1 protein-coding gene and 5 tRNA genes are annotated in these 1,272 nt (G+C 38.7%); all 6 read right to left on the bottom strand.

The window, feature by feature from the left end; genetic code table 11:
• Positions 1–601 (bottom strand): FecR family protein (locus tag ES948_RS08105; RefSeq protein ID WP_484600304.1); only part of this gene is annotated, 601 nt, incomplete at its 3' end.
• A 121-nt stretch (positions 602–722) separates the two neighbouring features.
• A tRNA-Asp gene (locus tag ES948_RS08110) sits at positions 723–799 on the bottom strand.
• Between the two features lie 15 nt (positions 800–814).
• Positions 815–890: transfer RNA gene (locus tag ES948_RS08115), tRNA-Val, on the bottom strand.
• A 30-nt stretch (positions 891–920) separates the two neighbouring features.
• Positions 921–996 (bottom strand) — tRNA-Glu (locus ES948_RS08120).
• Positions 997–1,028: 32 nt separating this feature from the next.
• Positions 1,029–1,104, bottom strand: a tRNA-Val gene (locus tag ES948_RS08125).
• A gap of 13 nt (positions 1,105–1,117) precedes the next feature.
• A tRNA-Asp gene (locus ES948_RS08130) sits at positions 1,118–1,194 on the bottom strand.
• Positions 1,195–1,272: the final 78 nt, after the last annotated feature.

Raw genomic sequence — 1,272 nt, forward strand, 5'->3', positions numbered from 1 at the left:
CGGCTGCTGCATCGTTTGCTGCTTGGGCTGCATCATTGGCTATTTTTACTAAACTAATCAAATCAGCCTTGGCATCTAAAAATTCTTTTTGCGTGAGATCACCAATTATTCCTTCTTGCAAATCAAAAGTTTGTACATAATTTTGTTCTTGTCTCTCATGTAGCTCTGCATTTATATCAATATTTAATGCATTTGTATCAATCTCTTGAAAATCTGGAGTATAGCTTGAATCAGATGGATTTGACACATCATCGGCAGCAGTATTTATATCATCAATATTTTCTACACTATTGTCAATACTTTGGTTATCATTAAAAAGTGTCATAACAGTATCACTTTCTGTTACAGTTTCATCAGTTGAGAAAGCTTTGTTCAATAAAGATGCATCAAAGAGTTGTTCTTCATTACCAAAAATACCACTTCTACTACCATCATTTAAAACAACCATAAGCATATCATTTACACTGTTAGATGATGCTCCAACAACTAAGTCCCCTTCATGAATTTTATCACCTACGGAAAGCTCCACTAATGAACCATCTTTTTGTTTAATATAAAAAGTTCCCTTGATACTTGAAACTGTTGCAACTACTTGAGCCATAATATACTCCTAAAATCTATTGTTAAAGAAATATTATGATAATTAAAAAAAAATTGATATTGTACTGGAGTACAAGTTGTAGAAAATATGTATCAAATAGAAGGAAATTAATTTGTGAAAGTGGCGCGGTGGACGAGACTCGAACTCGCGACCCCCTGCGTGACAGGCAGGTATTCTAACCAACTGAACTACCACCGCGTATATAGTAAAAAATGGTGGGCACTACTGGACTCGAACCAGTGACATCTACCTTGTAAGGGTAGCGCTCTACCAACTGAGCTAAGCGCCCATTTAAAATGGAAAATAAAACACCATATGATGGCGACCCCTAAAGGATTTGAACCTCTGTTACTACCATGAAGTGATAGTGTCCTTGGCCACTAGACGAAAGGGTCACTTTCTTCAATAACAAGGTTATTAAAATAAATGGTGGGCACTACTGGACTCGAACCAGTGACATCTACCTTGTAAGGGTAGCGCTCTACCAACTGAGCTAAGCGCCCATCCAAACTAAAATGGCGCGGTGGACGAGACTCGAACTCGCGACCCCCTGCGTGACAGGCAGGTATTCTAACCAACTGAACTACCACCGCATATTTAGTTTAAAATGGTGTCCCGTGATGGATTCGAACCATCGGCCACATCATTAAAAGTGACGTGCTCTACCAGCT

The organism is Sulfurimonas indica (assembly GCF_009192995.1).
GTDB lineage: Bacteria > Campylobacterota > Campylobacteria > Campylobacterales > Sulfurimonadaceae > Sulfurimonas > Sulfurimonas indica.